Consider the following 26638-nt stretch of genomic DNA (forward strand, 5'->3'; position numbering starts at 1 on the left):
GAACATGCTAAAGATTGAGTTATTTGCTGCGCGTACTGCGGCTTGGATCCTTTTGATAAGTGCCGTTCTTGTGCTCGGCGCAGCCCATGTTTTTGAATATGGTTTTGGGTATGAGCCGTGTAAGCTTTGTTTGTATCAACGCTTGCCATGGTGGTTGGCAATTGGGCTTGGATCTGTGGCGATCAACTTTCGACGTAAAGTTCATTTGATGGTGATTTTTACTGTGATGGGTGGTCTGGCTTTGTTAGTCGGAGCGGGAATTGCTGGATATCACACCGGCGTGGAATATAAGCTTTGGGAAGGGCCAAGTGGCTGTACCGGTACAGTCGGTTCTGCTGATATGTCATTAGATGAGTTAAAAGCAGCTATTATGAGCGCTGCGCCAGTGCGTTGTGATGAAATTCCATGGAGCTTGTTTGGTATTTCAATGGCTGGATATAATTTCCTACTTTCTTTAGGGTTTGGTCTGTTCATTATCTATGGTGCGTGGTTTAATAAGCGCAAATCTGTGATTGGTTAATTTGTATAAGGTCTTGAATGATGGCTGAAACAAAAAAGAAACTAGGTCCGAAATATCTTCCTGGGGATTTATCGCCGGATAAAGCATTGGAACGCATTATTCGTGTGGATCAAGCGGGTGAATATGGCGCGAAACGTATTTACCAAGGTCAGATTGATGTATTGGGGGACACAGAGATTGGCCCAACTTTGCGTCATATGCAGGATCAAGAACAAGAACATCTAGATTATTTCAATGATCAATTGGTGAAACGTCAAATTAGACCAACTGCGCTGACACCTTTTTGGCATGTTGCGGGATGGGCCGTGGGTGCCGGCACGGCGATGATGAGCAAGGAAGCTGCTATGGCCTGCACGGTTGCCGTCGAAGAAGCCATTGATGAACATTATGCCGAACAGCGTGATCGTCTGATCGCTGAAGATCGTGAACATGAAATGGTCGAAACAATCGAAAGATTCCGTCAAGAAGAGTTAGAGCATCGCGATATTGGACTTGATAATGACGCGGAACAAGCCGCAGCTTATCCATTATTATATCAAGCGATTAGCAAAGGTTCTAAATTGGCAATTTGGTTGGCTGGACGTATATAATCTAGCCATCGTAGGGGCGTGTTTTCCACATTAAGGGTAAAGATAAATGGAAGATCAATTAACTATTTTGCAAGAATTTTTACTAATTATTCAAGATTCTGTCATTGGATATGGCCCTGATATTCTAGGTGCAATTATCACCTTGATTGTTGGTTGGATGCTAGCCGGTTTCTTCAAAGGGTTAGTAACGCGTGCGTTGCATCGCGTACCGAATATGGATGAAACGCTGGTGCCAATGTTATCTAGCATGGTGAAATATGCGGTACTGATCGTCACATTCGTTGCTGTATTATCCCAGTTTGGTGTCGAAACCACCAGTATTATTGCTGTCCTTGGTGCCGCAGGTCTTGCCATTGGTTTGGCATTGCAAGGTACTCTCCAGAATATCGCGGCTGGTATTATGTTGTTGATGTTGCGCCCCTTTAGAAAAGGCGATTTCATAGATGCAAGTGGCATTATGGGAACTGTTGAAGCCATTAATCTATTTACCACTGATATGAAAACCGTTGATGGTGTTTATATGGCTGTGCCGAATTCATCTCTTTGGAATTCAAATATCACAAATTATTCCCGTAATCCAACGCGTCGTATTCAACAGGTTATGGGTATTTCCTATGGTGATGATGTGGCAAAAGCCCGTGGTGTTTTGCTTGAACTTATGGAAAAGGATGAGCGTGTTCTGGCTGATCCTGCACCACAAACGATGGTTTCTACTTTAAATTCGTCCTCTGTTGATATCACCATGCGTTGCTGGGTGAAGACGGATGATTTCTGGAATGTGCATTTCGATATTTTGGAAAAATCTAAAGAAGTGATCGAAGGCGCTGGTATGTCTATTCCTTTCCCACAACAAGATGTGCATATGCATCAGGTTGAGAATAAGTAAATGGCGGATTGACTATGCCTCGTCCTTTTACAGAGAAATATCCTTTAGGTGGTCGCAAGCATTTCCGTGTTTGCGACCATCCTGATTGTACTCTGGAGGGAGAGCATCGTGCCCCGAAATCAAGTAACAATTTACAGGATTATTTCTGGTTCTGTTTGGAGCATGTGCGGGAATATAACGCCAATTGGAATTTCTGCGAAGGTATGGATCAATCTGATATTGATACCATGATCAAAACAGATGTTTGTTGGGGGCGCCCCACATGGCCATTAGGTAATAATGGGGGACATGCGAACCCAAAGTCTAAAGCACGAGATGCTTCCGGCAGACGACCAAATTTCAATGGGAAAATATATGACCCATTTGAAATTTATGAAGAAGCGACAGCCCATTCGGCAAAGGCAAAAAAGGCCAAACAAGATGCGTTAAGATCACATCCTGAAATGGAAGCCTATATGACTTTGGGATTTGATTATCCAGCCGATGAATTGGAAGTGAAAGCGCGCTATAAAGAATTGGCAAAAGATTTACATCCAGACCTGAACCAAGATAACCCTAAAGCCGTAGAAAGACTGAAATCCGTTAATCAGGCTTATTCGCGATTGAAAAAGTCTTTTTCCTGACATTTCTGTACGATTTCGAGTGCAAAAGTTGAAAAGCGGGTTTAAAGGTATTGCAACACGCTAGGTTTAGGGTGAGTCGGCTGACTTAATCTCCCGATACCTTTCATTAAAAATTAAGGATCAATTGGTGACGCTATGACAAATATGAGCGATGCAAATTCTTTGGATACAGAAATCGTAGATACAGACAGCCTTGTTGCGCCGGATATTGAAGTATCTGTTCGCGAAACATTTGGTATCGATTCTGATATGAAAGTACCAGCTTTCTCCAAACGTTCAAATCATGTGCCGGAAGTTGATCCAACCTACCAGTTTGACCATGATACAACCATGGCCATTCTTGCCGGTTTTGCTTTTGATCGACGTGTGATGGTGCAGGGTTATCATGGTACAGGTAAATCCACACATATCGAACAAGTTGCCGCACGTTTAAACTGGCCTTGTATCCGTATTAACCTTGATAGCCATATCAGCCGTATTGATTTGGTGGGTAAAGATGCGATTGTTTTACGTGATGGAAAACAAGTAACAGAATTCCAGGAAGGTATTCTTCCTTGGGCATTACAACGTCCTGTCGCTATTTGTTTTGATGAATATGATGCGGGTCGTCCAGACGTGATGTTTGTGATCCAGCGTGTATTGGAAAAAGCTGGTAAGTTGACCTTGCTTGACCAAAGCCGCGTGATCCATCCACATGCAAATTTCCGCCTATTTGCGACTGCCAACACAATCGGCTTGGGTGATACAAGCGGTTTATATCATGGTACACAACAAATTAACCAAGGTCAGATGGACCGTTGGTCCGTTGTGACAACCTTGAACTATCTGCCACATGATGACGAAGTTGATATTTTGTTGGCGAAATTGCCTGAATATGACAGTGAGGAGGGCCGTGCACGTATCAATGCAATGGTACAGATGGCAGACCTGACACGTGCCGGCTTTATCAACGGGGATATTTCGACTGTGATGAGCCCACGTACTGTGATTACCTGGGCAGAAAATACAGCAATCTTTAATGATCTGGCCTTTGCTTTCCGTGTGACCTTCTTAAACAAATGTGATGAAACAGAACGTTCAATCGTGTCTGAATATTATCAACGTTGTTTCGGTGAAGAATTAAAAACAGATACACGTGTTCAAATCGGCTAAGGCCCGATTCAAATACCCTGTTTAGATTTATTGGTGTTGCATGAGCAAGGATAAGCAAGAAGCGATAGAGGATTTCAAGCAACGAAATGCGGCGGCATTTCGGGCGATCACAGGAATCCCGGATATCGAAGTTTCATATGGCAGTGAACCTGCACATATGGCGGGTAACCGCGCGCGTTTGCCTTATCCCAATCGTGAGATCAATGAAGAAGCAATTGCGCGTTCTCGTGGTGAAGCAGATTTGCTTGCCATGCGTCTTTCCGGTCATGATGCCACAAAACATCAACGTAACCGCCCAAAAGGGGATATGGCGCCTTTAATTTTTGATATGTTGGAAGAAGCGCGTATCGAAGCGTCAGGTAGCCGTTTTATGGAAGGGGCGCGTGGTAATATCGCGGAAGCCTTGGAACAACGTTATATGCGTCTTGGCTATCATCGTATGAAGGAAAAGGCTGATACAACTTTGCCAGAAGTTGTGCGTCTTTTGGCTCGTGAACATATGACTGGTCAAGAAGTCCCACCATCCGCCAAAGAAGTTGTTGATTTATGGCGTCCGGTTTTGGAAGAAAAACTGGAAGAAGCGCTGGATGACCTTAAACCATTAATGACCGATCAGTCTGCGTATGCGAAGGCTGCCCGTGACCTTATCCGCCAGATGGATGTAGATATGGGCATGGAAGAACCACAAGATTCTGAAAGTGACAGCGAGGACACTGAAGAATCTGAAGAGCAAATGCAGGATAATCAAACGCAAGGTCAGGACCAGAACGAAGACGGTGGTGAACAAGAAGCCGAAGACGAGGAAATGCAAGCAGAAGCGGGCGAAGGATCCGAAGATGCTGAAGGCATGACCGATGATGAAATCCAAGACATGATGATGGATGATATGTTGCCGTCGCCGGGGGATGAACAATCATCTGATGCGTCAAAAGGTTGGCGTCCGGAAAATGATCTGAGCAACGTGCCAAAAGAAGATTTCTATTCTATCTTTACCAAAGGGTTTGATGAAGTTATTCGTGCAGAAGATTTATGTGATCCAGAGGAACTAGATCGTCTACGCAGTATGCTGGATCAGCAGCTGGTTCATTTGCAAGGTATTATCGGCAAGCTAGCTAATCGTTTGCAACGTCGTTTGATGGCGCAGCAAACCCGCAGTTGGGATTTTGATCTGGAAGAAGGTATCCTTGATTCCGGTCGCTTAAGTCGTGTTGTAACCAATCCAACCCATGCGCTTTCCTTTAAATGGGAACAGGATACCGATTTCAAAGACACGGTTGTAACTTTGTTATTGGATAATTCTGGTTCCATGCGTGGACGTCCAATCACCATTGCTTCTATGTCAGCGGATATTTTGGCACGCACATTAGAGCGGTGTGGTGTGAAAGTTGAAATTCTGGGCTTCACGACAAAAGCCTGGAAAGGCGGTCAATCCCGTGAACAATGGATTGAGGATGGCAAACCGGGTAATCCGGGACGATTAAATGATTTACGCCATATCATTTACAAAGCTGCTGATGAGCCCTATCGTCGTGGTAAGAAGAATTTGGGCTTGATGTTACGTGAAGGCTTGTTGAAAGAGAATATCGACGGTGAAGCGTTGCTTTGGGCGCATGATCGATTACTAGCGCGTCCAGAAGATCGTCGTATTTTGATGGTGATTTCTGATGGCGCCCCTGTTGATGACAGTACCCTATCTGTGAATAGTGGTAATTATTTGGAACGTCATCTACGTGATACAATCGATTTTATCGAAAACAGATCACCTGTTGAGCTATGCGCAATTGGTATTGGTCATGATGTGACTCGTTACTATGAGCGTGCGGTTACGATTGTGGATGTAGAGCAATTAGGTGGCACGATGATGGAACAATTGGCTGATTTATTTGATCTAAAGGCTTCTGTTTCTGGTGGAAAATCGCAACGCAAAAGTTACGTTTCTTAAGCGGTAGAGATTTTTTTCCAAAATCGCCTTTACTAAATAGTGAATAACTTCAATACTATATCTACCAATTAAGTTGTGAGGTTATCATGTTGTCGTTTCTGTCCAGGATTACCTATACATTCAGTTTTATTGTTTTGAGTCTGTTTTCGGCTCAAGCTTCTGAAATTACTTGTCCCAAAAATATAGCTGTGATCGAAGGCGATCCATTAGGTGAGATCGCGGCAAAGACGCTTATATCTACTTATAAAAATTTAGGCTGTGAGGTCACCAAGATTGCAAGGCCCGGTTTGCGTGGCATCGCAGACTTTAATAAAGGTTTGGTAGATGGGGAGCTGTTTCGCCTCGAATTGGTTGAAAATGCTTATGAACGTGAATTTGTTAGATCAGCTGTGCCGCTATTTTCTTTGAAGAATTCATTATGGCTTCATAGAAAGACTGAAGAATATGGGTCAAATGCCGTGATTGGATATGTGCCCGGTATCAATTGGCATGAAAAGGTTGTTTCAGATAATGCCATACAAGGATATAGTTATGCGCCTTTTCACACGGAAACTGAATTACATAAAGCATTTGAAGATCGAAAGATTATAGGTTTTCTAAGTGAAAAGCAGACAATTGACATTTTGATCGCACAAGAGAGATTTAAGGTCAATCCAATCGAAGAGCATAGTTTTGGTGAACGACCACTCTATCATTATCTGGGTCTTGAATTCTCAGAGTTTATGGATGTGTTTTCCGACTATTTAGCCAAAGAAAAACCCTATCAGCATTTAAACTGATAGGGCTGTAAAAACTGTCTTTGGGTTACGATTAATCGCTTTCACCGTCATAAACCGCATCATCGCTGTCGCTTAGATCAATGGGTACGCCAAAGCTTCGTTTGGATGCGTGGATACCTTGCGCAGAGCGCACATGAGCAACATTTTCTTCTTCAGTCAGCTCTTCGGTAAGGAATTTATTGTAGCTTTCCATGTCTCGGGCAACGATCTTCAACAAGAAATCGGTTTCACCTTGTAACATGTGGCATTCGCGTACTAAGGGCCATCCGTTTACTTTATCTTCAAAGTTAACAAGATCAGTTTTAGCTTGGCTTTTCAAACCTACAAAAGCGAAAACAGTAACACCATAACCAAGGAATTTTTCGTCGACCTCAGCATGATATCCTTTGATATAACCAGATTCCTCAAGGGCACGAACACGACGCAAACATGGCGGTGCTGAGATACCTGCACGTTGGGCTAACTCAACATTGGTCATACGACCATTATCTTGCAGATCGCTCAGGATTTGACGATCAATTCTGTCCAATTTAGTACGGCGCATTATTTTACCCTTTCAAATTTTGGGCTTCTTTTAAAACATTCTTACGGTGTAGCGCAAGAATATTATTGCGACTACGAACGAAAAAATATGAAAATATTAGTTTAGGAAGGGAAAGTAGAGGTGCAAGATCGGTTGCATTTACTTTCGGTGCTCGGCATAGTCCTTTCTGAACCAGCTTACAAGTGAAAATTAAGGGATAGGCGCGAAATAATGCGAATTTGTTGGGTTGTCAGCGAAGATAAGGCCGGAATGATTGCTCAGGCGCGCGGATTGGCGGAATCCCTTAAGGAAAAACTAAAAGCAGATAATCAAGATTTGGAGATCCAATATCGCCTCATCAAAGGCAAGGTACCGTGGAAATATCTTCCTAATAAGTTATGGCCCACAGGTGTTTTTGGCGTGGACTTGATCGATGGTAGTCATTTTCATGAACCTTGGCCCGATATTGTGATTTCTTGTGCACGAAAAGCGGCATGTCCAAATGCGGAAATCCGTAGAAGGGCTAATAAAGCTGGCAAAGATATTTTCACAATCCATATTCAAAATCCTGGGATTGATATGGAGAAGTTTGATTTAGTCACCACACCTATTCATGATGGTTTAAAAGGTGATAATCTTATTGAGACCTATGGTTCACTAGGACGGGTAAACCGGAAGATGTTAGATGGCGCCGCAAATATATGGCGGGAGAAATTGAAGCATTTACCCAAGCCCTTAATTGCTGTGTCAGTCGGTGGCGATAATAAAGTATACAAATATACTGCTTCGGACATTGAGGACTTAGCGCAAGGTTTGACTAAGGTTGTGGCTCAAACAGGGGGTGGATTAATGGTAACGTCGTCTCGTCGTACCAGCCCTGAGAATACAGATATTCTGAAATCTGCCCTTAAAGATCTGCCGCATGTTTATTGGGATGGAACGGGTGAGAACCCGTATTTCGGTTATTTAGGTTTAGCCGATTATGTGGTGGTTACTTGTGACTCTGCCAATATGGTGTCTGAGGCTTGCGCGACAGGTAAACCTGTTTTTGTTTTTCATGTGGATCCGATACGTAAAACCAAATTTGATATCTTCCATGATCAATTGAATAAACAAGAGATGACACGCCCATTTACAGGTCAAATTTCGGACTGGTCTTATCCAACACGAAATGAAACAGCAGAAATGGCGGATTTGGTGCTGGACAAATTGGGCTGGTTGGCTAAATAAAGCCTTCCTTTCAATCATCAAACTGTCGTTTTGATGAATAGACATCCTATAAAATCGCCCCTATAAGTAATAACACAGACATTTAATGTATCTGCATGGTCTGTATATGCGGGGGCAAAATTTATAAAAACCATCGGGAGAGCAGAAATGCCAATGGATTGGGACAAATTGCGTATTTTTCACGCAGTTGCGGAAGCAGGCAGCTTCACCCATGCCGCAGAGAAATTGAACCTGTCGCAATCTGCGATCAGTCGTCAGGTTAGTGCATTGGAAGAAAGTGTGAAAACACCTCTTTTCCATCGTCATGCGCGTGGCCTTATTCTGACTGAACAAGGGGATATGTTATATAAGACTGTTCAGGAAGTTTTTCACAAACTGACAATGGCGCAAAATCGCCTGACAGATTCCAAAGAATTACCAAGTGGTCCTTTGAGAGTGACGGCAACATTGGGCTTGGGAAATACTTGGTTAACCCCTCTTATCAAAGAATTTATCGAACTTTATCCAGAAGTTGAACTGCATCTAATTTTATCAGATACAGAAGTAGACTTATCCATGCGTCAGGCTGATGTGGCCATTCGTATGTCAGTACCCCGTCAGCCAGATTTGATTCAACGTCCGCTGATGACTGTACGTCATAAAGTCTACGCCGCGGATGAGTATATTGAGAAATATGGAGAGCCGAAAGACGGTAAAGATTTGGATAATCACCGCATTATTACTTTTGGTGATGATACACCACAGCCTGTTTCCACCATTAACTGGTTGATCCATACAGATGAGAGCCTGGATAATCCGCGTGTTCCCATTGTAATGGTGAATAATATCTATGGTATATATCGTGCTGCTAGAAGTGGTCTTGGGATTGCGTCGATCCCTGAATATATGATACCGGAAGAAAGCAATTTACAACATATCTTGCCTGAACTTGAAGGACCACCTATTCCGGCGTATTTCGTATATCCTGAAGAGATGCGTCATTCTAAACGTATCACAGTTTTTCGTGATTTCTTGTTACGTAAAGTGGCAGAAGCAGATTTCTAATTCTATCCATAAGAGGATTTCATAATGACAAAATGGCAATGGTTGAAAGCGGCTCCGATAGCGGCTGTATTGGTCATGGGAAGTCAGGTTGGTATAGCCCAAACGCAACAGGCGCCCAAAGTCATTGCCACTGTAGCTGGGCAGGAAATCACGGATCGTGATTTTGAACAAGCCTATGGAAGCCTGCCTGCCAAGTTACGTCAAAGTAGAACCAAGGAAGAGCTTTATCCACATGTTTTGGAGCTATTAGTTCAACAAATAGCAGTGGTGAGTTCTGGGCGTGCGGTAGGTATCGCGGATAGTCCTTACGTGCAACAACAACTGAAGGCGCTGGAAAATCGATTGGTGCATGATATCTACGTGCGTGAAGCTGTCCGTCGCTTGATCACCGAAGAAATGCTTCGTGAAGAGTATAATCGCTATATTACGACGGCTCAGTTTGGTGAAGAGGTTAAAGCGAGACATATTTTGCTAGATACCAAAGCCGAAGCAGAACAGGTTATCGCATTGATGGGGCAGGGAAATGACTTTGCGTCATTGGCCCAACAATATTCTAAAGGAAGTTCTGCACCATCAGGCGGGGATTTAGGTTATTTCCCGCGTGGTCAAATGGTTCAAGAATTTGAAGATGTGGCTTTTGGCATGCAACCCAACACCTATACATCAAGCCCGATACAAACCAAATTTGGTTGGCATGTGATTTTGGTGGAAGATAAACGTCAGGGGCAGCCACCTAGTTTTGAGCAAATGTTACCACGACTTCAACAGGTTGTTGGTGAGGCTTTAGCATTTCAGGTTGTTCAAGATGCTATTAAAAAAAATCAGGTGCAGCGTTATGATTTACAAGGGAATCCAATTGATGCACCCGCGTCTGATATTCCTGAGTTAAGAAGCCTTTTATCCCAGTAAAAATTCTGTATATACTGATATTTCAAGGATTACATCCTAAAGACACAAAGATTATTTGAGGGTATGCCATGTCTGATATTTCTCCTTTAGCACCAGAAAATTTTCCAAAAATCCCTGTTATCAAAGGGGTGAAATTAGGCGCCGCGGAAGCTGGTGTAAAATATGAAGGTCGTACAGATCTTTTTTTGGCGGAGTTGGCAAAAGGATCTACAGTTGCAGGTGTTTTAACTCAATCCCTAACGCGTTCTGCACCTGTTGATTGGTGCCGTAAAGTATTACCAAATGGGGAAGCCCGCGCCATTGTTGTAAATTCGGGTAATGCCAATGCTTTTACCGGTAAGTCTGGCGTTGTGACAACGGAAGCAATGGTTCATGCGACCGCTAGAACAATTGGCTGTGAACCCGAAGAAGTTTTGGTGGCGTCTACCGGGGTCATCGGGGAACGCTTACCTGTAGAAAAAATCGAAGCGGCTTTGCCAGGGTTGAAGAAAAGCCTGAAAACCGGGAATTGGGAAACCGCTGCAGAAGCAATTATGACTACGGATACTTTCCCGAAGGCTTCTTATCGTTCCGCGAAGATCGGAGGAGTTGAGGTAAAAATCGGGGGTATTGCAAAAGGGTCAGGTATGATCGCACCAGATATGGCGACCATGCTTTCTTTTGTATTTACCGATGCAAATATTCCGGCATCCGTTTTGCGCCTGATTTTGAAACGGGCAGCTGATAAATCCTTTAACTGCATGACTGTGGATGGGGACACCTCAACAAGTGATACATTGATTATGGCTGCGACGGCTAAAGCCGATCACCCGATACCTTCCACTGCAGATGATTTGATTTTAGAAGAATTCATTACAGCGGTTGATGAGGTGATGATCGATCTTGCCCAACAAATTGCAAAAGATGGTGAAGGTGCAAGCAAATTTATCACCATTGATGTAACCGGTGCTGATAGTGATCGGGCTGCAAAAACTGTGGCACTTTCTATCGCAAATTCCCCATTGGTAAAAACTGCGATTGCAGGGGAAGATGCGAATTGGGGACGTGTTGTGATGGCTGTTGGTAAGGCGGGTGAACGTGCTGATCGTGATACCTTAACCGTGTCTATGGGCGGTGTTGTTATTGCGGAAAAAGGCGAAGGTGTCGATGGATATGATGAAGCACCTGTGGCAAATCATTTGCGTGGTGATCATGTAGATATTGCTGTGGATTTGGGAATAGGTGATGGTCAGGCGCGGGTTTGGACTTGTGATCTGACACATGGTTATATCTCTATCAATGCGGATTATCGTTCTTAAATTCAAGTCTAGGAAAAGTCATGGAAAGTGGATGCTGGCAAGCGGGTGAACGTGCTGAACAGGCTGTGAATGCGAAGAAGATCATATTGGTTGTTGCGGTCGCGATGGTCGATCCAGATGGGCGTGTATTAATTGCGAAACGTCCGGAGGGAAAATCCATGGCGGGCCTTTGGGAGTTTCCGGGCGGAAAAGTAGATGAAGGTGAGACACCGGAAGCTGCTTTGATACGTGAATTACAAGAAGAACTTGGTATTGATACCCGTGAAAGCTGTTTAGCACCTGTTACTTTTGCATCCCATGAATATGATGATTTCCACCTACTTATGCCTCTCTATGTTTGTCGTATGTGGGAAGGTGAACCTCAGTCCAAGGAAGGGCAGGAACTGGCATGGGTGCGCCCTGTAAAACTACGGGATTATCCGATGCCGCCCGCTGATATTCCGCTTATCGCGATGCTGCGGGATTTGCTTTAACAAGCGACATTTAAATCAAATGCAAGATGATGTTTCTTGCTAGATACAGGTCCGTTCGATAATTAAATTATACATTCGTAAAAAGTAATGAAAACGAATGCGTAGGTTTTAGCGGGTTGATCTGTTGTGTTTAAGATTTTGTATTGCCTGAAATGTTCTGCGGAACTTAAGGAAGGCTGGAAAGTATGCGGTAAATGTGGTGAGCCAATTCCAACTGGATTGGAAATGGACGATGACGCCAAGCCCAAAAAGTATAAAATTCTAGACCCACGAAGCCTTGATCGTTCCAAAACGCCAGGTAAGACAAAATTAGCTGTTGTCTTATTTGTTTTCTTGCCAATTGCGTCCTTATTATATTTTGCCAACCATTTCTACCAATCCTCACTTGAGCAGGATGACCAGACACGTATTTTGATGTTGAAACAGCATCTTTCCAAGTTGAATGAAAATGAACATCGTGCGCGCCTAGAAGTATATAGGCGATTAATGGATCTTGATGGTGAAAATAAGGAATATATGATCAAATTTGATTATCACAGATCCCAAATCAAAAAGGTTGAAGCGAAAAATACAAAGAAGAAAAAGAAGAAGTTTCGTCCAAGCCTAAGAGGCTTTGGCACTCTGGCCCAGGAGATTGATGGCGCCAAGGACATTTTCGGCTGTAAGCAAACCAAGGACCAGTATCTAAAGGTGGGGCCTGAAGAAGAAAAGCGGACACGATTTAGCTGTCCTTACGAAGATAATCATTTGGTTGTTTGGTATGTGAATGAAGCCAAGAAAAACGGCAAGACTGAAAGCAGTCAGCTGGTATGGACTGGTCAGGAAGTAAACCAGGATAAGGTCAAAGGTGTTATTCAACCAAAAGACGATGTGGAAGAAGCCTTAAAAGCTTTTATGGATCATTATGCGCCTGAAAATATATTAACCTTGGAACAGGCCTTTCGAGAAACCAATAAAGGCCGTGTTGTTAGTCGCCATTATATTTTCGATTACGAATTCAAACTCTCAGAAGAAAAAGAGTTTGAACGCACAATCACCGTGATTCCAAGAAACTAAATTTTAGTCCTGTTCTGCAAATTGTTTAAATTGCTGATATGCCATGGATAGGGCAGAAACCCCGATGGCAATACCAAAATAGTTCAAGCTATGCTGGACCAAATGCAGGAAAAGTTGCACAACTAAACTCTCCGTTGGGATGTTGATGGCAACCAGGATTGTGAACAAAATCGTCTGAATAATGATTTGAATAAAGGCAAGAGGGATTGGTGGCAAGATGGCCAGAATACCCAAACGCCAACCATTGCCGTTTGTTAAATTCCAACAGTCTTTTAGATCTAGATTATCATCCACAGCCGCTGCCGGAAAAAGTAAGCTTAAGCGCGCGAATGTTAGAGTAAGCACAGCGAAGGCGAGGATCGTACCAAAGGGGCTGATCATAAAGCCGCCAGTTCCCGGAAGTAATGAAATAAGTAAATTTAGACCAATCATGATACCAAAGGAAATGCCGGCGATTTGAATGAGGCGACCAAGAAATTTTGTCTTTCGTGTGTCCCATTTTAAGGCGGAATAGATGGTGATATCGGCTTCACCCACAAGCCATTTACGATGCCATGCAACAGCGAACATCACATATAAAATTGTATTTACGATCAAGATAGGAATGAAAGACATATTCACGCTTGGCACTTGTGTTTCTGGATTGATCACTAACAAAGGCTCTGGATATAGATGGGTTAATACTGTTCCAAGTATGCTCAATCCAATAATAGGTAACGCCGCCATAGCGATAAAATTTTTACGCTCGCCAGTAACATAAAAGAAGGCGTCTTTAAGCATGCCAATGGCTGGAAGATAATATTTGTCACTCATTTGATGCTTACCCTTCTTGAGTATCGGTCAGGAAATCTGCCAAGCTTGTTTGACCACTTCCCGGTTTTGCAGGTTGTTGCTGGCTTGGATCTGGTGCCCAACCATGCATATAGACGATGACAAAACTGGCTGGAATGCGCCCTTCGTCATTTGTATGTTTTTCTGCATAAATTTCTGCGGCACGCATAAATAACTGACGAGATGAAAAACTTTTTACCCGTTCATGAACTGCATTGGTTTCGCCCATGTTGCGTAAATCCTGTGCCAGTTTAAACAGGTTTTCATAGGTGACATCAATGACTTCGCTATCCAGAACAGGAAGGTTAAAACCAGCACGCTGCATCAAACTGCCTGCATCACGGATATCGGCAAATGGTGAAACCCGTGGGCTAATACCACCTGAAAGCTCAATCTCAGCTTCCATAATGGCAGAACGCATTTCAAATAGACTTTCACCACCCATCATACTGCCCATAAACAACCCGTCTGGTTTTAAGCTTTGGCGGATTTGTGCAAAAGCGCCGGGCAAGTCATTCACCCAATGAAGCGATAGATTGCTGATCACCAGATCAAGGCTTTCCGGCTTAACAGGAAGTAAATCTTCATTCGCTACGAAGCTAGCCGCGCGTGCATTGGCTGTTTTTGCATAGGCCTCTGCCATATCGCATTGGATAAGATGTTTCACCTTATCAGGACAGTTTTGAAGCCAGTGATGAACCTCGCCACTATGACATCCGATATCTAACGCCAAATCAAAATTTCGACTAACATCCAACAAGCGATCCACCAGGCGGTCTGCAACTTCCATAAACAGGAAATTGGCATCACCAAATTCCTTATCAGCTGTGATTTTTGCAGCCCGTGTGCGGTGCATACGTACGACATTGCGGTCAAAAATATTCACCGCATCAGAAGAGGATGTGAAAGATGTATCAGTCATAAGCCGCACTATGTCTATCTAGGCGAAAAAGGCAAGCCTGAAAGTGTTTGTATCGGCGCTTTCAGGCTCTCCTTGATGAGTGATTTGTTCTGACTAATCCGTTAAATAGAAGGTGATGGTTGTGACAATGCGTATGTCTTTTTCAATTTTTGCTGTATCGCCATATTCCTCACCTGCATCGCGAACGATAAATCCGCCTTGTCGTGCATTTCGAATGCGCCCCACATTTGCACCGGCATTTGACGCAAATTCATTTGCGGCGATACGTGCGTTTTGTGTCGCTTCTTTTAACATCTCCGGCTTAATTTCATTTAACTTGGTGAAATAATATCTTGGGGCATAATTTTCGATATCAATGCCTTGTGTGATCAGCTTGTTGATGCTGGATCTCACAGTTGAAACCAAATCTACTTTATCAGTTTCAACATCAATAGACCCTGTAAGTTGATGTCTTTCATCAACCAGATTTTGATTGTCATCCCGATATTCCATATAAGAATAATCAATTACGCCGAGTTTGATTTCACTTTCATCAAAGCCATTTTGTTTAAGCAGGTTGATGATTGTTTTTTGGTTTTCTTCGGATTTTTTATAAAGCGCTGGGATATCTTCACTTTTATATCCTGCATTCCTAAAAATTATGGTCCAGTTTGCGCGATCCGCTTTTACGCGCTTTTCTGCCAAACCTTTTGCCTCTGCCGTGTTGAGGGCGACTTTGGCATTATACATGGTTTGCCCGATGAAATAGCCACCAAGGGTTATTCCTAAAGCTAGAAATAAACCTAAAAATATAAATCCGGTCTGATTTGGTTTTGACATATCCTCTCCTGACTATCGTGGTTTTACACGATAAAGATTAAGCTCCTGAGAAAGAGGATTGTCAGGCGTCAATCAGGCGGAAATATGTCAGGAATTTAACGATCTTTAGACAGGGTTTTTAGTAATCTTCTGTTTTTACTTCTTCCAAACATTGTTCAAGTGCTTGTTTGAAATAGGAGGCTTCTTGAGCACCGGAAATCAAATATTTATTATCTAGAACAACAGCAGGAACACCCTGAATGCCTAGGGATAGCCATCGACGTTGATTTTCACGAACGGCTTCCACATAACGACCATCTTCTAACACTGATTTTGCTTCGTTTTTATCTAGGCCGATGCTGCCCACGACATCTAAAAGTGTTGCACTGTCAGAAATGTTTTTCTTATGAGTGAAATATGCATCAAACAAGGCAAGTTTGAGCTCCGTCTGTTTACCTTGTTCCAAAGCCCAATGTAAAAGTTGATGCGCCATGAAGGTATTATAGATGCGCATGTCATCAAAGAAGTTGAACTGGAACCCTAAATCCAAACCATATTGTATAAGTGTTTCACGAATACTGGCGCTTTGTTCAGGGGAAGAATTATATTTCCTGACGATGTGATCGCGAAGATTTTCACCTTCCATTTCCATATCAGGATTAAGTTCAAAAGGGTGCCATTGAATTTGGTAATCCATACGATCCTGCATTTCTTCAAGCGCAGAAAGCAAACGTTTATAGCCAACAATACACCACGGACAAACCACGTCTGAAATGATATCAATATGAATAAAGGGCTTCATGATTTGTCCTTTTGAATTTTTTGATCAGAATTATGCTGACATTCCCCGTCAGGATGCATTATGTAGGAACTATCTTTTCTTATTAAACCCTATATAGATTAAGAACAAATAAATAGCTTTATGTTAAATATAGGGTGCGGGGTGTGATTATGGCTGTCGGCTTGCAAGTGGATGCAACTACACGTGAAACTAATAATTTGGTAGCAATTGTCTATCTTATGATTGGTATGGCTTTATTAAGTGCTATGGATGCTGTTGCAAAGACAATGGTTGAGGCTCAATACCCTGTTGCGCAAACTTTGGCTGTGAGAAGCTGGATTATTGTGCCTATTTTGTTTTTATGGGCTCTGGGACAGCGCAATAATCTCAAAAATATTAAAACCAAGCGGTGGAAAGTTCATATCTTCCGCGCTGTGATTGGATTTTGTGCACCATTCTTTTTCTTTACGGCTTTAGGTGAAATGCCATTGGCGGATGTCACGGTTCTGTTTTTTGCTTCACCATTTATTATGACAGCTTTATCTGTGCCGTTATTTAAAGAGAAAGTAGGTTTTCAGCGCTGGATATCCATTGTCATAGGTTTTGTTGGTGTGATTATCATTGTGCAGCCTGGCAGTACAACTTTCCAATCTGCCGCGATTTGGGCACTCGTTGGGTGTTTTGCTTATTCTATTATCGGGCTTATGGTCCGTTGGATGAGTGATACGGAATCTTCCTTCTGTATTGTTTTTTATTTCAATTTAGGAATTTTGGTTATTGCTTCTGCCTTTATGCCCTTCCAATGGGTGCCTATTCCGCTGGAAGATTTATGGATGTTTGTCGCGATGGCCCTATTGGCGATGGTCGGGCATATATTTTTAACCAAAGCTTTTGCCATAGGTGAAATGGCAACAGTCACACCATTTGAATATTCGACACTTATTTGGGCGGTTCTTTTTGGTTTTGTTTTCTGGGGAGATTTACCAGAAATGCATGTCTGGTGGGGGGCTGCCATTATTGTTTCTTGTGGCATGTATATTCTGTATCGCGAAAAGAAAAAGGCAAAGACAATTACACCACCTGTGACAGATTTGCCTTAATTTTGTAAAATATGAAAAATCTTTCACTTTAAAGGCTTTTTTACAGCTATTTCTGCTTTCTTGCGCATTGTTTTCCGTGAGGGCTTGGTGTAATAGGAGGGTAGAAAAATATGAAAAAGTCGGAGCAGTATCTTGAGCGAAGATAATCTTACCCACCGGAATAGCTTTTCCTATGACGATTTAATCGATTGTGGTCATGGCAAATTGTTTGGTCCTGGTAACGCATTGTTGCCTTTGCCAAATATGTTGATGATGGACCGTATCACAAGTATCACCAAAGATGGTGGTGAGCATGGAAAAGGCCATATTTTGGCTGAATTGGATATTAAACCTGATCTTTGGTTCTTTGATTGCCATTTCCGTGGCGACCCTGTGATGCCAGGTTGTTTAGGTCTAGATGCAATGTGGCAATTGACAGGCTTCTTCCTCGGTTGGATGGGTGGCAAAGGTAAAGGTCGCGCATTGGGTGTTGGTGAAGTTAAATTGTCCGATATGGTCCTACCTACAGCCAAAAAAGTAACTTATGAAATCACCATGAAGCGCGTGATTATGCGTAAATTAATCATGGGCGTCGCTGATGGCATCATGAAAGTTGATGGTAAAACAGCTTGTGAAGTTACAGATATGAAGGTTGGGCTCTTTATTCCTCAAGAAGCCTAACTATATAAAGATTTATGAAAGCTTGTCTGTTATATTCATGGGCAAGCTTTCACTTTATAATCTGATCGAGAATATTAAATTTTTCTTGATCGTTATGAAATAAAATAAATGTAGCAAATTTCCTCTATATTTCTGAATTCAGTTTGGTACATTTTGTTAAATATACAATTAGCATAGAAAAGGGGTCTCCCCATGCGTCGTGTCGTTGTTACCGGTATCGGTATCGTTTCCAGCATCGGAAATAATCAAGAAGAAGTTCTGGCATCCTTGAAAGAAGGTAAGTCAGGTATTGTTCATTGCGAAGATTATGCAGAGCGTGGTTTCCGTAGTCATGTTCATGGTGCAGTTAATCTTGATCCGACAGAGCATATTGATAAGAAATTGATGCGCTTTATGGGTGACGGTGCGGCTTGGAACTATATTGCCATGGAACAGGCAATCGACGATGCTGGCCTCGAAGAAAATGATGTGTCTAATGAGCGCACTGGTTTGATTATGGGTTCTGGTGGTCCATCTACTAAAAATATGCTTTGGTCATGGGATACAGCGCGTGAGAAATCTGCGAAACGTGTGGGTCCATTCATGGTACCGCGTATTATGTCTTCCACAAACTCTGCGACATTGGCGACCCCGTTCAAGATTAAAGGTGTGAACTACTCTATCAGTTCTGCTTGCTCTACATCTGCACATTGTATCGGCAGCGGTATGGAGCAAATCCAATGGGGTAAACAAGATATTGTCTTTGCTGGCGGTGGCGAAGAATTAGACTGGACATTGACCGTTGTGTTTGATGCGATGGGTGCCCTAAGTTCTAAATATAATGATAATCCATCTAAAGCGTCCCGCGCTTATGATGCGGCACGTGATGGTTTTGTTATCGCCGGTGGCGCAGCGGTTCTGGTTCTTGAAGAATTGGAACATGCGAAAGCACGTGGTGCGAAAATTTACGCTGAATTGGTTGGTTATGGCGCAACATCTGATGGTTACGATATGGTCGCACCATCTGGTGAAGGTGCGGTTCGTTGTATGAACCAAGCACTTTCCACAGTGAATGGCACAGTTTCCTATATCAATGCACATGGTACATCCACACCAGTTGGTGATACCAAAGAATTAGGTGCGGTTCGCGAAGTATTCGGTGGCGCTGAAACAATGCCAGTGATTGGATCTACCAAATCCTTAACAGGCCATTCTTTGGGCGCGACAGGTGCACAAGAAGCAATCTATTCGTTATTGATGATGAAAGAACGCTTCATTGCTGAATCTATTAACATTGAAAATCTTGATCCGGAAGCAGAAGGCATGAACATTGCCACATCCCGTATCGATGATGTTGATATCGACGTTGCTCTTTCCAACAGCTTCGGCTTTGGCGGGACAAATTGCACATTAGCAATGCAACGTTACACAGACTAAGCTTTTAAGGGGAAAAGAATATGTCTGAAAATAAAGGTGTTATGAGCGGTAAACGCGGCGTGATTATGGGGGTGGCGAATGACCATTCCATCGCTTGGGGTATCGCAAAACTTTGTGCTGAACATGGCGCAGAACTGGCATTCACATATCAGGGCGATAGCATGGAAAAACGTGTACGCCCATTGGCAGAATCTGTTGGTTCAGATTTCTGTATTCCATGTGATGTGGAAAATGACGAAGATATTCAGCGTGCTTTCACGTCAATTGGTGAAAAATGGGACAGCATTGACTTCGTTGTTCATGCGATTGCTTATTCTGACAAGAATGAGTTGAAAGGCCGTTATGTGGAAACAACACGTGCCAATTTCGCCCAAACTATGGATATTTCTTGCTACAGCTTCACAGCGGTTGCAGCAGCAGCTGAGCCATTGATGAAAAATGGTGGTAGCTTGGTAACCTTGTCTTACTCCGGTGCGGAACGTGTGATGCCATCTTACAATGTGATGGGTGTGGCGAAAGCAGCGCTTGAAGCATCTGTTCGCTACTTGGCGCAAGATTTAGGTCAGAATGGTATCCGTGTGAATGCGATTTCCGCAGGGCCAATGCGTACCTTGGCTGGCTCAGCAATTTCCGGTGCACGTTTCGTTTATAACTGGCAAGCAGATAACGCGCCAATGCGTCGCAACATCACATTGGAAGATGTTGGTGGTGCTGCCGTTTATCTGATGTCTGATTTAGGGGCGGGTGTCACAGGTGAAGTTCACCATGTTGACAGCGGTTACCACGTAATCGGTATGGCTGTGCCGCAGTAAACCAGTTATCTGTAATGATTAATTAAGCAGCCGTTTATGAATTTGGACGGCTGCTTTTCTATTGTGTCAGAAGATCAATGAGCTTGCGGATGTTTTCCTGTTCCGCCACAGGTTGGGCAATTTCAATAATTAACTGATCCATACATTCAAGCTTGTCATTTAAGGGCGCAATCAAATTATTATTGGCGATGTGATGAGCCAAGAGCGATTGGCGTCCCATTAAGATGCCTGCGCCATGTAGGGTTTCTTCAACAGCCAAGCTATAAAGTGAATAAGACGGACCCGCGATCTTGTTTGATAGGTCCGGTGCAAATCTTAATATCCATTTCTGCCAATCGTCTTGCCAAGCTTGGTCGTGCAGTAAGGGAAATTGAATGAGATCAGCAGGAGCGTTGATTTTTGAAGCAATTTCCTCATTGCAAAGAGGTAAGATAAAATCTTGGCCTAAACTTATTTGATGGGCTTGCGGGATGCCATAGAAGATACTGATATCAAAAGATTCACGTGTTAAATTAGGGGCGGTTTCCAAGGCAGTTACGGATATCTGAATATCCGCCATTTCACGTCGGATTTTAGGCAGACGTGGTGTGAGCCATAATTGTGCAATAGAGGGTAAAGCCGCAATACGGATTTGATCCGGCTTTGCCCATGATTTCAATGAATGAATGGCTTCTCCCAAATGATCAAAAGCCGTGATGAATTTAGGCAAAATATCGTTGCCTAATTCTGTTAATTCTACCCCCTGTGCATGCCGAATGAATAGAGGGGCTGTCGTCCATTCCTCTAATGCCTTAATATGTTGTGCCACTGCACCAGCGGTGACGCAAAGTTCTTCCGCAGCTAGTTTGAAACTGCCAAGGCGTGCAGCTGATTCAAAGGCACGTAAAGCATTCAGGGGCGGCCCTTTGGGGCGTGGTGGTTCTACAGGCATAAAGACATAGTAAATCTACGCCTAGTAAAAAGCAATTCTGATTTGCGCGAAACTGGAAGTTTGAGAGACAATTCACCTAGCAAAGAAATACATACCAAGGTGGAAAAAATGAATTATCAACTTCCTAATAAAGATGTCTTGGCAAAGACCGATCCATTGATTGCAGCTGCTATGACAGCTGAGAAAGATCGTCAACAAAATACGATTGAACTGATTGCTTCTGAAAATATTGTTAGCCCGGCTGTTTTAGAAGCTTTAGGGCATGAAATGACCAATAAAACCCTGGAAGGTTATCCCGGCGCACGTTTTCATGGCGGTGGTGAGAATGTAGATACAGTTGAGCAGGCTGCTATTGATCGCGCAAAAGATTTATTCGGTGCCGCTTACGTAAATGTGCAACCGCATTCTGGAAGTCAGGCCAATCTTGCCATTTTTTATGCTGTGTTAAAACCGGGCGACAAGGTTTTAAGTCTGGATTTAGCTGCTGGTGGACATCTTAGTCATGGCCTTGGCGCTAACTTGTCCGGCCGTTGGTTTGAAGCACATCATTATACAGTTAATCCGGAAACAGCTCTCATCGATTATGATCAAGTGGAAAAGCTGGCAATTGAAATTCGCCCTAAACTATTGATTGCTGGCGGATCTGCTTATCCAAGAGAGATTGATTTTGTGCGCATGTCCGACATTGCGAAAAAGGTAGATGCCCTTTTCCATGTGGATATGGCACATTTCGCCGGATTGGTGGCTGGTGGAGTTCACCCATCTCCATTACCTCACGCGGATTTTGTGACCTGCACCACCACCAAAACCTTACGTGGCCCTCGCGGCGGCTTGATCCTTTGTCGGGATGATAAATGGGCAAAGAAATTACAATCAGCCGTATTCCCCGGTGTTCAAGGCAGCATTCATTCGCAAGTCATCGCAGCAAAAGCAGTTTGTTTAGGAGAAGCCTTACGGGATGATTTTAAAGCATATGCAGCGCAAGTGAAACGCAATGCAGCTTTACTGGCAACGACGCTGAGATGCCGGGATATTGATCTGGTATCCGGTGGGACAGATACGCATATCGTTTTACTTGATTTGAAAAAATATGGTCTTAAGGGGCGTGAAGTTGAAGCGGCCTTGGCAAAGGTGAATATCACCGCTAATAAGAACCCGATTCCATTTGATGTAGCTAATCCACAAGATTGGGTCGGTTTGCGTCTTGGGGTATCCGCAGCAACAACCCGTGGAATTACGGAATATGAGTTTGCCAGCTTAGGTGTTGTTGTGGCTGATATTATTCACGCGCTTGCCAATGATGATTTGGAAAGTGTGTTGGATGCGTCACGAAAGAAAATACAAGAAATTTGTGATGCATTTCCGATCTAGAACAACTGGCTCAGCAGTTGGGGTTTCTCTAGATCAGAGGGAGAGTGGTTTGACCGCTCTCCCTTTTTTAATGGTAAACGTGCATTTATCTGGAAATCTGTCGTTTTCATGCTTGACCAAAAGCCACAGAAACAGGCAAAAGGAAGGCTATTTTAAAGAATAAAAACGCCTTTTGGATAAGGACGGGATCCATGCATCTTTTAGCAGCCACACCTGGTGCCGTAGACGACGGTTCAGAAGCAATCGACCTAGGTCAAACCCCGGGTGATATCGTTATTTTGACCGCCGCTGATACGGAAGTATCCTGCTTTGCCAAAGCACAAGCTATTCGTTTACAAGAAGATGAAAATACACCTTCCGTGCGCGTTGCCAATCTGCTTCATCTTGGACATAACTATTCCGTTGATCTTTATGCTGAAGAAATCATTTCGAATGCGAAATTGGTTGTTGGGCGTTTGCTTGGTGGGCGAGGTTATTGGGAATATGGGGTTGAACAACTCACTGCCATTTGTCGTGCTAAGAATATCCCCCTTGCATGGTTACCAGGGGATGATAATCCCGATGCAGAATTGGCTGGTTTATCGTCCTTAGGCCAAGAAGAAAGCCATCGTCTATGGCAATATTGTGTGCAAGGTGGCGTGGAAAACGCAACCAACTTCTTGCGCTATGCTTCCAGTTTGTTGGGAAATGAAGCTGAATGGATTGAGCCTGCGCCGTTATTACGTGCTGGTATTTACTGGCCCGAATTAACGCAACCAAACATTTCCGATCTCCCATGGAAAGAGGGTCGCCCTGTTGCGGCGATTACTTTCTATCGCGCACTTTATCAGGCGGCTAATACACGTATGTTGGATCAGTTGATTGCGTCTTTGGATGCGGCAGGTGTGAATGCATTACCTCTTTATGCGGCAAGTTTAAAAGATCCAGTATGTGCGGCTTTGCTGACCGAATTAATGGAAGAAGCCAATACCGGTATTGTGCTAAATGCCACTTCTTTTGCACTAAGTTCTCCGGGGGCAGCGCGTACAGCAACACCATTTGATAGTCTGGATTGTCCCGTCTTACAGGTGATTTTCTCTGGCGGGAATGAAGAAATCTGGCGAGAGAATACCAATGGCTTATCAGCGCGTGATATTGCCATGAATGTGGCCTTGCCGGAAGTTGACGGGCGTTTGTTAAGTCGCGCGGTGTCCTTTAAAGGACTTGCGCAACGCGATGAAACTATCCAAGCGGATTTGGTTGAATATCAACCTGTAAAGGATCGTTGCGATTTCGTTGCGAATTTGGCGTCGAATTGGTTATCTCTTCGTCATACAGAGGCAAAAGATAGAAATATTGCTTTGATTTTCGCCAATTATCCAAATCGGGATGGGCGTTTGGGAAATGGTGTTGGTCTGGATACACCAAATGGTGCGATGGAAGTTTTGAAATCTCTGGAAGGCGAAGGTTATGATATATCTGTTCCTTTTGCTGACGGGGATGCGCTTTTAAATCATCTATCCGATGGTCCGACGAATGCAGGTAATGATGGCCGTGAAATTCGCGAGACACTAAGTTTAGAGGCTTATAATCAATTTTTTGATACGTTACCGAAATCAATAAAAGAAACTGTTCTAGAACGCTGGGGCGCGCCGGAAACAGATCCTTTCTATCTGTCTGATGGGGATCATGCAGGTGAATTTGCGCTTTCCATCTTTAAACTTGGTAAAATCGTCGTAGGTCTACAACCTGCCCGTGGCTATAACATCAATCCGGTTGAAACTTATCATAGTCCTGATTTGGTGCCGCCACATGGTTATATTGCCTTTTATGCATGGTTACGTGAAAGCTATAAAGCCCATGCCGTGATCCATATGGGCAAACATGGGAATATGGAATGGTTGCCGGGTAAGTCTGTGGCTTTAAGCGAGGAATGTTACCCTGAAGCTGTTTTTGGTCCATTGCCGCATCTCTATCCTTTTATTGTCAATGACCCGGGCGAAGGTACCCAAGCAAAACGTCGCGCCCAAGCGGTTATCATTGACCATCTGACCCCGCCGCTGACCCGTGCGGAAAGTTATGGTCCATTAAAGGATCTGGAACTGTTGGTGGATGAATATTTTGAGGCTGCAGGTGTTGATCCACGGCGCTTGAAAGTATTGAAACGTGAGATTTTGGAACTGACCCGTGTCACAGGTTTGGATAAAGATGCCGGCATTGAAAAGTCTGATAATGAAGATGATGCTTTGGCCCAATTGGATAACTATTTATGCGAATTGAAAGAAATGCAAATTCGCGATGGTTTACATATCTTTGGTCTGTCACCAACTGGCGATCAATTGACAGATTTATTGGTGGCCTTGGTACGTGTACAGCGAAATCAAGGTGAGGGAGGCGATGCCTCTTTATTACGGGCATTAGCAAAAGATTGGGATTTCCCAATTGAATTTGATGCACTTGATTGTGATATGCGTGCGGATTGGATTGGTCCGAAACCAGATATTCTGACAGATATTGTTGAGGGTAGTTGGCGAAGTAACGGTGATACTATTGAACGGATGGAAGAATTTAGCCGTCAGTTGGTTTTGGGAGAGGTGGAAGCGGCAGGTGCGCATAGTGAAGCTGTGATCGCGGAGATCCGTGACGTGTTACGCCCAATGCTAGAATCTTGCGGCAAGGCTGAGATCCAAGGATTGCTGACTGGTCTTGATGGAAGATTTGTGCAACCAGGTAGCAGTGGAGCGCCAACACGTGGACGTCCTGATGTCTTACCGACTGGTCGTAATTTCTATTCTGTTGATACACGTACAGTTCCAACCCCTGCAGCGTGGACTTTGGGTTGGAAATCCGCACAGATGTTGGTGGAACGTTATGCCCAAGATCACGGATCTTATCCAAAACGATTGGCGTTATCGGCTTGGGGCACATCCAATATGCGTACAGGTGGTGATGATATCGCCCAAGCCTTGGCGTTGATGGGTGTGCGTCCAACATGGGATAGTGCGTCGCGTCGTGTAACTGGTTTTGAAATCATGCCATTGGATTTGTTGGATCGTCCACGTGTGGATGTGACTTTACGAATTTCTGGTTTCTTCCGAGATGCATTCCCGGGATTAATAGATTTGGTGGATAGTGCATCCCGTGCTGTGGCAAAGCTTGATGAATCTGAAATTGATAACCCACTAGCTGCAAATCTAATTCGAGAAAAAGCTGAATTGTCAGCACAGGGTATGGATGAAACTCTTGCTGAGAAACAGGCAGGTGCGCGGGTATTTGGTTCTAAGCCGGGTGCATATGGTGCTGGTCTTCAAGCATTGATTGATGAGAAAGGTTGGGAGAGTGAAGATGATCTGGCCCGCGCCTATGTAGCATGGGGTGGGTATGCTTATGGGGCCGGGGCTGAAGGTCGCGCGGCGCATAACCTGTTTGAACGTCGACTAAGTCAGGTGGAAGCAGTTCTTCATAACCAAGATAACCGTGAACATGATTTGTTGGATTCTGATGATTATTATCAATTTGAAGGCGGGATGACGGCAGCTGTTCGTATGTTATCCGGTGATCAACCAACTGTTTATCATAACGATCATAGTCGTCCAGAAAGTCCGAAAATTCGTACGCTTCAAGACGAAATAGGCCGTGTAGTTCGGGCACGTGTTGTGAACCCGAAATGGATTGAAGGCGTTATGCGTCATGGATATAAGGGTGCCTTTGAAATGGCAGCGACAGTTGACTATATGTTTGCTTTTGCAGCAACGGCCAAATGTGTGGAAAATCACCATTTCGATGCTGTCGTTGACGCTTATTTGAAAGATGAAAAGGTTCTAGATTTCTTAAAAAAACATAATCCACAAGCGCTAAAGGAAATGTTAGAGCGTCTTCAAGAGGCGCTAGATCGAGGTTTATGGCAAACACGTCGTAATGATGTTTTTGGCCTGTTAGAAGAATTAATTGCAAAAGAAACAACCGAAACAACTGTTTCATAAAAAATTACTATCCGGGGTATAGCCGATCC

25 protein-coding genes are annotated in these 26638 nt (G+C 43.6%); 19 read left to right on the forward strand and 6 right to left on the reverse strand.

The window, feature by feature from the left end:
• Positions 1 to 4 precede the first annotated feature (4 nt).
• The 7 genes from ACOQOA_RS10890 to ACOQOA_RS10920 all read left to right on the forward strand — a co-directional run bounded on the left by ACOQOA_RS10890 (position 5) and on the right by ACOQOA_RS10920 (position 6492).
• A complete protein-coding gene (locus ACOQOA_RS10890) occupies positions 5 to 520 on the forward strand; it encodes a disulfide bond formation protein B (protein WP_420548659.1) in 516 nt (171 codons plus the stop codon).
• Between the two features lie 17 nt (positions 521 to 537).
• The gene (locus tag ACOQOA_RS10895) at positions 538 to 1110 is read left to right on the forward strand and encodes a demethoxyubiquinone hydroxylase family protein (RefSeq protein WP_420548660.1); all 573 of its coding nucleotides are present in this window, start codon (positions 538 to 540) and stop codon (positions 1108 to 1110) included.
• A 46-nt stretch (positions 1111 to 1156) separates the two neighbouring features.
• A complete protein-coding gene (locus ACOQOA_RS10900) occupies positions 1157 to 1996 on the forward strand; it encodes a mechanosensitive ion channel family protein (protein WP_420548661.1) in 840 nt (279 codons plus the stop codon).
• A 14-nt stretch (positions 1997 to 2010) separates the two neighbouring features.
• On the forward strand, positions 2011 to 2619 hold the full coding sequence (locus tag ACOQOA_RS10905; RefSeq protein WP_420548662.1) for a J domain-containing protein: 609 nt from the start codon (positions 2011 to 2013) through the stop codon (positions 2617 to 2619).
• A gap of 144 nt (positions 2620 to 2763) precedes the next feature.
• Complete coding sequence (cobS, locus tag ACOQOA_RS10910) at positions 2764 to 3771, forward strand: cobaltochelatase subunit CobS (protein WP_420550102.1); 1008 nt, start codon at positions 2764 to 2766, stop codon at positions 3769 to 3771.
• 40 nt (positions 3772 to 3811) lie between these two features.
• A complete protein-coding gene (gene cobT, locus ACOQOA_RS10915) occupies positions 3812 to 5713 on the forward strand; it encodes a cobaltochelatase subunit CobT (RefSeq protein WP_420548663.1) in 1902 nt (633 codons plus the stop codon).
• A gap of 86 nt (positions 5714 to 5799) precedes the next feature.
• A complete protein-coding gene (locus tag ACOQOA_RS10920; protein WP_420548664.1) occupies positions 5800 to 6492 on the forward strand; it encodes a hypothetical protein in 693 nt (230 codons plus the stop codon).
• A 31-nt stretch (positions 6493 to 6523) separates the two neighbouring features.
• Here ACOQOA_RS10920 and ACOQOA_RS10925 read toward each other — a convergent pair whose 3' ends face one another.
• The gene (locus ACOQOA_RS10925) at positions 6524 to 7036 is read right to left on the reverse strand and encodes an Lrp/AsnC family transcriptional regulator (protein ID WP_155156291.1); all 513 of its coding nucleotides are present in this window, start codon (positions 7034 to 7036) and stop codon (positions 6524 to 6526) included.
• Positions 7037 to 7246: 210 nt separating this feature from the next.
• On the opposite strand from ACOQOA_RS10925, the gene ACOQOA_RS10930 reads away from it, so the two are divergent.
• From ACOQOA_RS10930 to ACOQOA_RS10955, 6 genes are all read left to right on the forward strand, one after another.
• A complete protein-coding gene (locus ACOQOA_RS10930) occupies positions 7247 to 8245 on the forward strand; it encodes a mitochondrial fission ELM1 family protein (RefSeq protein ID WP_420548665.1) in 999 nt (332 codons plus the stop codon).
• A gap of 153 nt (positions 8246 to 8398) precedes the next feature.
• Positions 8399 to 9289 carry a LysR family transcriptional regulator gene (locus tag ACOQOA_RS10935; protein ID WP_420550103.1) on the forward strand — a complete coding sequence of 297 codons (891 nt, stop codon included), beginning with the start codon at positions 8399 to 8401 and terminating at the stop codon, positions 9287 to 9289.
• Between the two features lie 24 nt (positions 9290 to 9313).
• The gene (locus ACOQOA_RS10940; RefSeq protein ID WP_420548666.1) at positions 9314 to 10198 is read left to right on the forward strand and encodes a peptidylprolyl isomerase; all 885 of its coding nucleotides are present in this window, start codon (positions 9314 to 9316) and stop codon (positions 10196 to 10198) included.
• A 68-nt stretch (positions 10199 to 10266) separates the two neighbouring features.
• The gene (gene argJ, locus ACOQOA_RS10945; protein WP_420548667.1) at positions 10267 to 11496 is read left to right on the forward strand and encodes a bifunctional glutamate N-acetyltransferase/amino-acid acetyltransferase ArgJ; all 1230 of its coding nucleotides are present in this window, start codon (positions 10267 to 10269) and stop codon (positions 11494 to 11496) included.
• A 20-nt stretch (positions 11497 to 11516) separates the two neighbouring features.
• Positions 11517 to 11969 (forward strand): 8-oxo-dGTP diphosphatase MutT, encoded by a 453-nt coding sequence (gene mutT / locus ACOQOA_RS10950; RefSeq protein ID WP_420548668.1) that lies wholly within the window; start codon positions 11517 to 11519, stop codon positions 11967 to 11969.
• Positions 11970 to 12095: 126 nt separating this feature from the next.
• Positions 12096 to 13025, forward strand: a complete 930-nt coding sequence (locus ACOQOA_RS10955; protein WP_420548669.1) for a hypothetical protein — start codon at positions 12096 to 12098, stop codon at positions 13023 to 13025.
• A 3-nt stretch (positions 13026 to 13028) separates the two neighbouring features.
• Here the strand turns inward: ACOQOA_RS10955 and ACOQOA_RS10960 are convergent, their stop codons facing one another.
• The 4 genes from ACOQOA_RS10960 to ACOQOA_RS10975 all read right to left on the reverse strand — a co-directional run bounded on the left by ACOQOA_RS10960 (position 13029) and on the right by ACOQOA_RS10975 (position 16378).
• On the reverse strand, positions 13029 to 13838 hold the full coding sequence (locus ACOQOA_RS10960; protein WP_420548670.1) for a hypothetical protein: 810 nt from the start codon (positions 13836 to 13838) through the stop codon (positions 13029 to 13031).
• 7 nt (positions 13839 to 13845) lie between these two features.
• On the reverse strand, positions 13846 to 14778 hold the full coding sequence (locus tag ACOQOA_RS10965; RefSeq protein WP_420548671.1) for a methyltransferase domain-containing protein: 933 nt from the start codon (positions 14776 to 14778) through the stop codon (positions 13846 to 13848).
• 93 nt (positions 14779 to 14871) lie between these two features.
• Positions 14872 to 15597 (reverse strand): SIMPL domain-containing protein, encoded by a 726-nt coding sequence (locus ACOQOA_RS10970; RefSeq protein ID WP_155156273.1) that lies wholly within the window; start codon positions 15595 to 15597, stop codon positions 14872 to 14874.
• 118 nt (positions 15598 to 15715) lie between these two features.
• Positions 15716 to 16378 (reverse strand): DsbA family oxidoreductase, encoded by a 663-nt coding sequence (locus ACOQOA_RS10975; protein WP_420548672.1) that lies wholly within the window; start codon positions 16376 to 16378, stop codon positions 15716 to 15718.
• Between the two features lie 149 nt (positions 16379 to 16527).
• Here ACOQOA_RS10975 and ACOQOA_RS10980 point away from each other — a divergent pair, with 149 nt between their 5' ends.
• The 4 genes from ACOQOA_RS10980 to ACOQOA_RS10995 all read left to right on the forward strand — a co-directional run bounded on the left by ACOQOA_RS10980 (position 16528) and on the right by ACOQOA_RS10995 (position 20345).
• Positions 16528 to 17457, forward strand: a complete 930-nt coding sequence (locus ACOQOA_RS10980) for a DMT family transporter (RefSeq protein ID WP_420548673.1) — start codon at positions 16528 to 16530, stop codon at positions 17455 to 17457.
• Positions 17458 to 17589: 132 nt separating this feature from the next.
• Entirely contained in the window at positions 17590 to 18117 is a 528-nt protein-coding gene (gene fabA, locus ACOQOA_RS10985; protein WP_155156267.1) for a bifunctional 3-hydroxydecanoyl-ACP dehydratase/trans-2-decenoyl-ACP isomerase, read from the forward strand.
• Between the two features lie 192 nt (positions 18118 to 18309).
• Entirely contained in the window at positions 18310 to 19533 is a 1224-nt protein-coding gene (gene fabB, locus ACOQOA_RS10990; RefSeq protein WP_420548674.1) for a beta-ketoacyl-ACP synthase I, read from the forward strand.
• 20 nt (positions 19534 to 19553) lie between these two features.
• Positions 19554 to 20345: an enoyl-ACP reductase FabI gene (locus tag ACOQOA_RS10995; RefSeq protein ID WP_420548675.1), complete on the forward strand. Its 792-nt coding sequence runs from the start codon at positions 19554 to 19556 to the stop codon at positions 20343 to 20345.
• Between the two features lie 58 nt (positions 20346 to 20403).
• Here ACOQOA_RS10995 and ACOQOA_RS11000 read toward each other — a convergent pair whose 3' ends face one another.
• Positions 20404 to 21276, reverse strand: coding sequence for a LysR family transcriptional regulator (locus ACOQOA_RS11000; RefSeq protein ID WP_420548676.1), 873 nt, complete (start codon positions 21274 to 21276; stop codon positions 20404 to 20406).
• 108 nt (positions 21277 to 21384) lie between these two features.
• Between ACOQOA_RS11000 and glyA the strand changes: the two genes are divergently transcribed.
• Positions 21385 to 22647 (forward strand): serine hydroxymethyltransferase, encoded by a 1263-nt coding sequence (gene glyA, locus ACOQOA_RS11005; protein ID WP_420548677.1) that lies wholly within the window; start codon positions 21385 to 21387, stop codon positions 22645 to 22647.
• A 191-nt stretch (positions 22648 to 22838) separates the two neighbouring features.
• The gene (cobN, locus tag ACOQOA_RS11010) at positions 22839 to 26609 is read left to right on the forward strand and encodes a cobaltochelatase subunit CobN (RefSeq protein ID WP_420548678.1); all 3771 of its coding nucleotides are present in this window, start codon (positions 22839 to 22841) and stop codon (positions 26607 to 26609) included.
• Positions 26610 to 26638: the final 29 nt, after the last annotated feature.

Source organism: Curvivirga sp., assembly GCF_965219885.1.
In the GTDB taxonomy this organism is placed as follows: domain Bacteria; phylum Pseudomonadota; class Alphaproteobacteria; order UBA8366; family Aestuariispiraceae; genus Curvivirga.